This window comes from Kutzneria sp. NPDC052558 (assembly GCF_044547355.1).
Lineage (GTDB): Bacteria > Actinomycetota > Actinomycetes > Mycobacteriales > Pseudonocardiaceae > Kutzneria.
This window is the reverse complement of record NZ_JBIUAG010000005.1, coordinates 428,549-437,737: the sequence shown is the minus strand read 5'-3', so window position 1 is coordinate 437,737 and position 9,189 is coordinate 428,549. Positions and strand designations below refer to the sequence as shown.

Annotated in this window: 5 protein-coding genes; 3 read left to right on the top strand and 2 right to left on the bottom strand. The window is 68.9% G+C overall.

What is annotated here, in order from left to right:
* Positions 1 to 902, bottom strand: a 902-nt coding sequence (locus ACIG5F_RS12770; protein WP_396517782.1) for a DUF222 domain-containing protein, incomplete at its 3' end; no start/stop codon positions are given.
* 327 nt (positions 903 to 1,229) lie between these two features.
* Between ACIG5F_RS12770 and ACIG5F_RS12765 the strand changes: the two genes are divergently transcribed.
* On the top strand, positions 1,230 to 1,628 hold the full coding sequence (locus ACIG5F_RS12765; protein WP_396517781.1) for a winged helix-turn-helix transcriptional regulator: 399 nt from the start codon (positions 1,230 to 1,232) through the stop codon (positions 1,626 to 1,628).
* A gap of 200 nt (positions 1,629 to 1,828) precedes the next feature.
* On the opposite strand, the gene ACIG5F_RS12760 is transcribed toward ACIG5F_RS12765, so the two are convergent.
* Positions 1,829 to 6,046: a polysaccharide lyase family protein gene (locus ACIG5F_RS12760; protein ID WP_396517780.1), complete on the bottom strand. Its 4,218-nt coding sequence runs from the start codon at positions 6,044 to 6,046 to the stop codon at positions 1,829 to 1,831.
* A 99-nt stretch (positions 6,047 to 6,145) separates the two neighbouring features.
* Between ACIG5F_RS12760 and ACIG5F_RS12755 the strand changes: the two genes are divergently transcribed.
* Positions 6,146 to 7,858, top strand: a complete 1,713-nt coding sequence (locus tag ACIG5F_RS12755; protein ID WP_396517779.1) for a class I mannose-6-phosphate isomerase — start codon at positions 6,146 to 6,148, stop codon at positions 7,856 to 7,858.
* Complete coding sequence (locus tag ACIG5F_RS12750) at positions 7,855 to 9,189, top strand: sugar porter family MFS transporter (protein WP_396517778.1); 1,335 nt, start codon at positions 7,855 to 7,857, stop codon at positions 9,187 to 9,189. The genes ACIG5F_RS12755 and ACIG5F_RS12750 overlap by 4 nt, the downstream gene beginning before the upstream one ends.

The following is a 9,189-nucleotide window of genomic DNA, read 5'->3' as shown; positions in this document are numbered from 1 at the left end:
TCCCGGCAGCGGGCTGGGGGCTTGTAGAGGTGGGTGGCCATCGCGGCGGCCCGCTGGTACTCATCGAGCAGGACGCCGCGCCAGGGGCCGAGCATCGCGAGTTCGCGGGCGGAGTCGGCGGCGATGGGGCCGTAGCCGTCGAGCAGGCCCGGGTCCTCGGTCAGGCCCATCAAGGTTTCCATGGAGAGGGTGACGTGGACCTGGACTGTGCGGTCGATGCCGTACCCGAGGAACCGGTCCAGGAAGGCGTCGACTCGTTTCTGGTCGGTGGTGCGGCAGTCCTTGCACAGCGCCCGGGCGTCGGCGGTGGTGATGTCGTAGCACTGGCGGGCGTCGATGGCCGACATGCGGATGCGGAGTTCGGCCATGCCGTTGGGCAGCGGGTAGAACTCGATCCGCCGTTCCTTGTCGCGGGCCTTCTGCCGGCGCTGCTCGTAGCCCAGCGGATCAGCCTCGGCGACCAGCTTGGTGGTGCGGCGGGCCAACTGGGTGCGGGTGAGCTCGGCGGCGACCTCGACCAGTTGGTCTTCGATGTGGGGGATCGTGGCGGGGTCGAGGTGGATCACCCGCTCGTCCACGGTCTCCAGGCGGCGTAGGTCGATCTCGCCGCGTCGCAGCTGCTCGCACAGCCGAGGCAGCCGGTCTAGGACTTCGGCGCGTTCCTGTTGGCGGAACAGGGACTGTTCGGACTCGTGGGTGGCCATGGACATCTCGGCCAGGTCCTCGAAACTCCGAAGAATGCACAGCCGAGCATGGTCGGCAACCGCCGTGATCTTGCGGGCCATGACGAATGCGGTGACTTGTTGCTCGGGGGTGAGGGTGGAAAGATCCGCGCCGAGGAGCAGGTCCAGCATCGCTCCCGAAGGCTCGGCGGACTCTAGCTCTCGGGTGATTTCTGACATACCCCTAGAATACTCCCCGTCAAGATCCAAATCGAATCACTAACGGGTGAAATCCCGTTTCATGCATAATCGAGACGACCCCACCCAAAGCACCACCGCGACAATCATCTACACCTTCACGTTCCGGAGGGTGGATTTTGCGCAGAGGGGGGCGATGGCAGCCGAGGCCCCTCCCGGAACGCGCCGGCGGCGAAGTCGGCGTTGCGCCGCACCAGTTCGGCCACGTCGACCACGGGCACCTCCCAACTAAGTCCATTTTGTGGACTGACCGTGGTGTACGGTATCAGAGTGGGTCCAGAATCGCTACCGACTCCGCGCGAGTGCTCGATGACCGACGCGCTGGAGATCCTCGGCGACCGTTACTCGCTGCCGGTGCTGCGCGAGCTGATGTACGGCTTCCACCGCTTCTCCGATCTCGCTCGGCACACGGGCGCGCCGCGCACCCTGCTGACCGGGCGCCTGCGGCGGCTGGAGGAGGCCGGCGTGGTTACGCGCACCCAGTACTCCGAGCACCCTCCCCGCTTCGAGTACCACCTCACCCAGGCCGGCATCGACCTTGTGCCGGTGATCCTCATGCTGCGCGAATGGGGTGAGCGCCATACCGGCGACGGCGTGCCCAAGGCCGTGTTCCGCCACACCTGCGGCGCGGAACTCCATCCCACCACCATCTGCGACGCGTGCCACCAGCAGATCCGCCCGGGCGAGATCGACGTCACCCGAGCCTGACCGGGAACCACGCCGACGGAAGCAGGTCAAGCTCCGCAGCCACCTTCCGATCCAGGCACGCCGCAAACTCGGCCCCGCGACGCGCGTCCCGGATCACCTGCGTCACACCCTCAAACCCGCTGCCGGACAATGCCCGTGCCCAGCGCCGAAGTGCATCAGCTGAAGCAGCGCGCACCTAAGCGAGGGACCAAGTTCCGGGCTCACCCGCTGATGGCGAACCCGTCGTAGGCCAGCGAGGAGCCAGCACTGGTGGTGATCGTGACGGTGTTCTCCCCAGCCTTGACGTTGTGCAGCGGAATGGTCTGACTGCTGCCACCCGGCGGTGGCTGAAGGCGTTGCGCGGGTTGACTGTTCAGCTCGATGTCGACGGTCGGCGAATGACTGTCGAGCAGCCACAGGCTCAAGGTGAGATCGCGCGGTTTGTCCACGGTGAACCTCAGGGTGAAGGTGTGGGGTCGGGAGCCGGCCCAGTCGTCCTGGGGGCCGGGTTGGATGTAGCTCCACTGTGGACTGGCTACGCTGCCGCCCTGCACAGCAACCCAAGGGGTTGTGGCCGACGGATAGGAGACGCCGGTGGTGAAGCCGGGGTCCTGCTGGGCGGTGTAGTCGACGTCGTGCGGGAAAGCCTTGGCATAGTCTCGAAAGCCGTCCGGGGCGAGCGCGAAATCGGTGGCGCACACCAGTGGCGTCGTGACAACCTGGGGCGCGGCCAGCCGCAGGCCGACGGTGACGATCCCGTGCTGGCCGACCGGAACCAGCACCTCTGTGCCGGAGTTGACCACGGCCAGCTTGGGCCCGTTGGGTTGCTCCGCAGGGCTTTCCAGCTGGGCCGCGGTCACCCTATACGGCAATCGAAGACGGACCGTGCCCGACTTGCCGGCGACCTCCACCAGGCGGATGGTCAGCGGCAGCGCCGACTGATGCCCGGGATAGGCCGGCTTCACCGCCTGCACGAAGACGTTGGCGGCGTCGACCGACACCAGCGACTTCGCGCCACCGGGGTAGCCGCCGGCGTGTGACGGCGACAGCGTCGTCGGCGCCAGCGGTGTCTGGATACCCCAGCCGTAGCCGGTCGCGGCCACCGGCTCGAATCCCCCGTCATGGCTGGTGATCGAGTAGTGGAAGCTGACCGGCCCGGACTGGGCCTGCCGGTAGTTGGTGTTCCACAGGCTGTTGAACGCGTACGAGAAGGCCGATCCGTTGTCCGGCGTGGGCGCGGCCGGGTCGGGACCGGGCTGGTCGAGGCGGCCGGGCCGCGGTTGCAGCTCCATGCTGCGGATGTGCCCGAACTCCATCAGCGGCGTGTCCGTTGTGGACACCGTGACTCCCCCGCCGGCGTTGGACAGGTCGGCGTAGCCGCGCACCGCCTGCCAGTCCATGGACGAGCCGGGCAGCTGGCCCGCGCCCAGGGTCACCGGCGTGCCAGGCGCTTCATAGGTCACGGTGGGCTTGTCCACCTTGAACGGGAAGGCGAAGTAGCCCTCCTCCGGCGTGGTGACCCAGGTCTTGTCGATGTCGTCGGCGATGTCCAGGCGTTTTGTGTTGGCGTACAGGGTGAATGTGGCCCCGGCCGATTCCACGCCGGTCGCCGCCCCGGCGCTGTCCTTGCCGCCCGGCGTGTCGGGGTAGGCGACCGTGACGCTGACGCTCACCGGCCCCGTCGACTGCACGGCCACCGTGGCCCGCCCTGGGGACCATTGCCTGTCCGGCGTGGTCTTCCCGTCCCGCTGCGGGTTCGGCCGGTAGACGTACTGGTTGAGCCCGAAGGGTGAGGTCGGGTCGACGAGTTCCCGGCCGGCCGCCTTGTCGTACACCGACTTGATGACACCAGTGTCCATATCCAGGGACACCCGGTAGAACTGGTTCTCCAGGACTCCCCGCCCGGCGTCCCAGTGCAGCGCGGAATCCTTACCGGTCAGCGACTTCACGCCCGCTCGCAGCTCATACGTCCGATACCCGACGGCCGGGACATCGGCCGCGATGAACCTGATCTTGCCCGCCCCCGCCGACTCATACGGTGTCACCGCTCCGGTCTGGACGTCCACCACCTGCCCGGACCAGCCGTCAGGAACCGTTGTGGTCACGACATCGCTACGGCGGATGGACACCGAGTTGAAGACCGCGATGGCCGGGTTTCCCGACGGGTTGGCGATCTGCCCGCCCAGGGACGCCGTCGCGGCGTCCATCGCGTCGGTGCTCAACCGGGAAGCCTTGTCGGCATGGGCTTTCTTCACCGCCCACTGTGGATCGTCGGGTAGCAGCTCCGGGCTGGCCCAGGTGTGCTCGGTGTAGAGCTCCTCCTCGCGATAGGCGGAATCCACCAGGCACTGCTGGTTGGCGCTCGGGGCCAGCGCGCCCAGGGTTTCCGCGCTGCCGGTCCGAGCCTGCGCCTGCATGTTCTCGCCGGTCTCGAACGCCGACGAGCCCGCGCCGTCCGACCACCAGTCGGGATGATCACCGCTCTTCACCGGCAGCCGCGAGGCGTCCCGCGAGCTCAGATCCGGTGTATAGCCCGACTTCGAGGTCAGCCCGGGTGCGGTGGTGGCGTCCTGGTAGAACCGCGACGGCGTCGACATCACCAGCTTCGGCCACGCGTACTGCTGGCCGAAGGTGTGGATCACGTCGGAGATGCCGTTCATCGGCGGGGTGGAGTCCTCGAAGAACAGCAGCGGGTACACCGACTGCGGGTACCGGCCGACCTGGAGACCCGGGAACCAGTTGGCGATCCCGACGGCTGTTTTGGTTGTGACGTCCTGGATCTGGGCCGGCGACGGGGCGGCGACCGGGTGGTACGGCAGCGTGGGCGCGGTGCCGCAGGTGTCATTGGGGTCGTCGCTGGGCCACGGGGCCAGGCCGCACTTGAGGCCCTGCCAGTTCAGCTTGTAGCCCTCGTCGTAGGAGTTGGCCGCGAAGAACGTGAGCACCGAACTGCCGTCCGGCCCCCGCAAGTGGTACAGCGCCGGGAAGTCCTGGGCGGTGTGCGGCACGCTCCAGCGCCCGGTGTGGTCCGGGTTGGAGCCGTTGATCAGCATGGTCACGCCCTGCTTGGCCAGCAGCTGCGTCTTCTGCGCGGTCACGCCGGTGACGTCGTCCTGCATGGCGGCGGTCGCCGGCCGGCCGAACTTCTCGGCGAACGTCCGGGTTCCCTTGTCCTGGGCCCTGATCAGCTGCTCGGTGCTGCCCAGGTCGCTGAGATTGTTGTCGTACGAGGCGGTCAGCTCGATCTGGCCGGCGGCCACGCAGTCGCCGAGCGCCTTGACCTTGTCGGCCGGGCGGTCCTGGACGTAGTCGTCGATCATCCACGCCTGCTCGACCGTCCACCGGTAGCGTTCGGCGTCCGGCCGGTTCGCGGTGGCGGCGCACTGGCTCACCGCCTGGTCCAGGAAGGCGTCCTGGAGCTGCCGGGTGGTCGCCTGGTCGTAGTGGTAGCCGATGTCGAGGTGGCTGCCGTTGATGACGTCCAGCTGCCAACGCCGTTGGTAGGGCAGGCTGATCGAGTACGTCCCGGCCGGCTGCCCGGCCAATGCGGCGGTGATGTCCAGTTTGGACGGTCTCGGTCCGGCGGCGGCCGGCACCTCGATGCGCTGCGTCGACCGGCCGGCCGGCAGCGAGGCGATCGCTGTCTGCGCGGTGTCGCGGCCGACGGTCGCGGTGAAGACCGCTGCCGCAGCACCGGCCGTGTTCTGCACATCGACGTCGACCAGCTGGCGTTGGTCGGACTTGAACAGCACGGTGGGTGTGTCGGCCAGCACCCGCACCGCACCGAGGCTGCTGGGGGCCGGCACGAGACGCACCGAGTCGTAGACCGCCCACGAGCCGGCGGTTGTGCGAAGGACGAGGTTGTTCCGGCCGACGGTCAAGGTGTCCCGGGGGATGAGGACACCGATCTCGTGCGGGCGGTTGACGTAGCCGGTAGTGCCGGAGAAGGAGCCCACGCCGTACACCCCGGCGCCGCCGCCGGCCGGCGTGGCCGCCGATTCGACCGAGTGCCCGTTGGACACCACCTCGATCGTCGGCGGGGAAATGTCGTGTGTGTCCACATGGTCGATACGCAGGATGAGGTCGGTGGCCGGCACCGTGCCCAAGGTGTAGTCGATGGTGTCGGCATGGGGCTTGCCGCCGGCCCAGGCATCCGCCGGCCCGGGCTGGATGTAGGGCCAGTCCCTCGCGCGGCTGACACCCACGGTGTAGGTCGCGTCCTGCGGGAAGGCCGAGGGGTACTTCTGGTAGTCCCCGGGCGAGAGGGCGAACTCGGCGTCGGACTGGTCAGGACTGCCGATGGTGAACACCGACGGTTCGGCGTAGGCCGGGGCCGCGACGCCGGGACCAGCGGCGACGGTCGACAGCGAGGCCGCGGCAACCAGCACCACGACCGTGTCGACCAGCCAGCGCCGGCGGAGTGTGGGATGCGACGACATCCTCGGATTGTTAACGATAACCACACAGAACGACAAGACTTGACGCTCCACAGCCTCGCGGCCATCGTTAACGTTAACAACACCGCATCGGAGGTCGCCGTGACCCGTTCCTACGACCGTCACCCGCGCTACGCCCCGGTGACCGGGGAGGTCGTCCGCGGCTGGGCCGCCGCCGCGCGGTCCCTGCCGTCGGCGCCCGCGGTGCTTGCCGTGGACGGGCCGGCCGCGCTCGACTGGACCGCGGCGGTCGCCGGCCTGCTCGACGCCATCCGGGCCGAGGGGCATACGACCTGGGACCTAGATCTCCGGACATACGAGGCGGACTGGGACACCGTCCGCCGCCGCACCGGCGACGACGGCTGCGACCCGCACTACCTCAAGCTGGCCGGCAACAGCATCGCCGACGTCTACCGCGAACTGCCGCAGATCACCTTGCCGGACAACGGAATCCTGGTCGTGCACGGCCCCGGCGCGGCGCTGCTCGACCACGACGTGCTGTGGTACGCCGACCTGCCCAAGCGCTACGCCGAGGCCGCCGTCGCCGCCGGCGACCTGCCGGTGGGCGTGAACCTCGGCCGGCACGGTATGCCCGGGGACCTACGTCGCCTGTTCTATGCCGACTGGCCTATGTCGGACGGCCACCGCGACGCCATCGCCCAGCGCATCGATCGCTGGATAGACCTCCGCGATCCGCAGGACCCGACCTCGCTGGACGGTCCGGCGATGTCGGCCACGCTCGAACACCTGGCCACCGGGCCGGTGCGCACGCGCCCGTACTTCAACTCCACGCCATGGGGCGGCCAGTGGGCGGCCCGGGAGCTGGGCTTTTCCCCGCAGGCCGGCAACACCGCGCTCGGCTACGAGCTGATCGCCCCCGAGGCCGGCATCCTCGTCGGCGCCCCGGAGGCCGATGTCGAGCTGCCGTTCCAACTGCTGTGCGTGCTCCACCCCGAGGTCTTCCTCGGGACAGAGGTGCACGCCGAGTTCGGCACCTCGTTCCCGATCCGCTTCGACTACCTCGACACCGTCGGCGGCGGCAATCTGTCCCTGCACCTGCATCCCCGGACGGAGTACATGCGGGAGCGGTTCGGCTGGCCCTACACCCAGCACGAATCCTATTACGTCACCGCCAGTCCCAACTCCGGCGCGCAGGTTTACCTTGGCCTGCAAGAGGATGCCGACCTCGGCCTGATGCGCAAGCAGGTGGAGCTGGCAATCGAGCGCGGCGAGCCGATGGAGGTGGACCGCTTCGTGCAGCGCCACGAAGCCGAACCCGGCCAGCTCTACCTGATCCCCGCCGGCACCCCGCACGCCTCCGGCGCCGGCAACCTCGTGCTGGAGATCAGCGCCACGCCTTACCTTTACTCGTTGCGGTTCTACGACTGGCTGCGCCGCGACGCCCACGGCAGTTCCCGGCCGCTGCCCTACGACCACGGCTTCGCCAACCTCGACCGCGATCGCCAGGGCGAGGACGTCGTCCACGACCTGATCCAGCAGCCCCGAGCCCTCCGCACCGGCCCGGGCTGGCGCGAGGAACTCATCGGCGCCCTGCCCGAACTCTGGTACGAGGTCCGCCGTTTCGTCCTGGATCAGGGAACCGCCGAGGACAACACCGACGGCCGCTTCCACATCCTCAACGTCTCGGCCGGCGACGGCGTGCTGATCGAGACCGCCGACGGCCGCGTCCACGACCTGGTCTTCGCCGAGACCCTGACCGTGCCGGCTTCCGTTGGCGCATATCGTCTCCGGCCGCTCGGCGACCGGCCGGTCCACGTCGTCAAGGCCCTGGTTCGGGAAGGGCGGCCGTCATGACCCGGTCGCTGCTGGTCATCGCCGGCGTCAGCAGCCTCGGCGGTCTGCTGTTCGGTTACGACACCGGCATCATCTCCGGGGCGCTGCCCACGATCGCCGCCGACTTCGGCCTGGGCGACCTCGGCCAGCAGCTGATCACCAGCGCGATCATCGTCGGGGCGATCGCCGGCGCGTGCTCGTCGGGAAGGTTGTCGGACCGGCTCGGCCGCCGCCGCGCGATCATCGTGGCCGCTACGGTGTTCGCGGTCGGCGCGCTGTTGGCGGCGATCGCGCCCGAGCTGTGGACGCTCGGAATCGCCCGCCTGGTACTGGGTTTCGCTGTCGGCCTGGCCGCCCAAGCCGTGCCCGTGTACGTCGCCGAGCTCGCTTCGCCGGACCGGCGCGGCGGCCTGGTGGTGTTGTTCCAGCTGGCCATCACCGTCGGCATTCTCGCCGCGTACCTCGCCGGCTACGCCCTCGACGACGGCTGGCGCTGGATGTTCGGCCTCGGTCTGCTGCCGGCGGTGATCCTGCTGCTGGGAATGCTTGCCCTGCCGGAAAGTCCTCGCTGGCTGTTCACGCATGGGAACCCGGCTGCCGCCCGCGCCGTGCTGTCCCGCGTCCGCCCCGACGATCAAGCGGTGGACGCCGAGATCGCCGACCTGGCCACGGTTCCCAAGGGGCGGTTGGCAATGCTGCGCGCCCCCTGGCTGCGCCCGGCGCTCATAGCCGGCATCGGCCTGGCCATCGCGTCCCAGGTCACGGGCATCAACGCGATCATCTACTACGCCCCGACGATCCTCGGCGACGCCGGATTCGGCCGGGACGCGGCGATGTTGACGACCGTCGGCGTCGGCCTCGTCAACTTCCTCATGGTCGCCGTCGGCATCCGTCTGGTGGATCGCCTCGGCCGCCGACGACTGCTGCTGACGTTGTTGCCGGGCGCGGTGTTGTGCCTGGTTGCCCTGGCGGCGGTGTTGATGATCCAGCCGGCCCCGGACGGCGCGGCCCGCTGGGTGGTGATTCTGGGCGTCCTCGGGTACATCGCCTGCAACGGCGGCAGCCTGTCGGTCGTGGTGTGGCTGGCCGGCCCGGAGATGTATCCGCTGGAGGTGCGGTCGGTCGCGGTCGCTGTGTCCACTTTCGCCGTCTGGCTGTTCGACCTCGTGGTCAGTCTGACCACTTTGTCGCTGACCAGCGCGCTGGGCGCCACCGGCACGTTCTGGCTGTTCGCGGCGGTCAACGCGCTCGCCGTCGTTTTTGTCCGGCGATTTGTCCCGGAAACTCGCGCACGCAGCCTCGAGGACATCGAGAATGCGTTGCGGGCCGGTACTTTCCGGGCGATGCGCTGA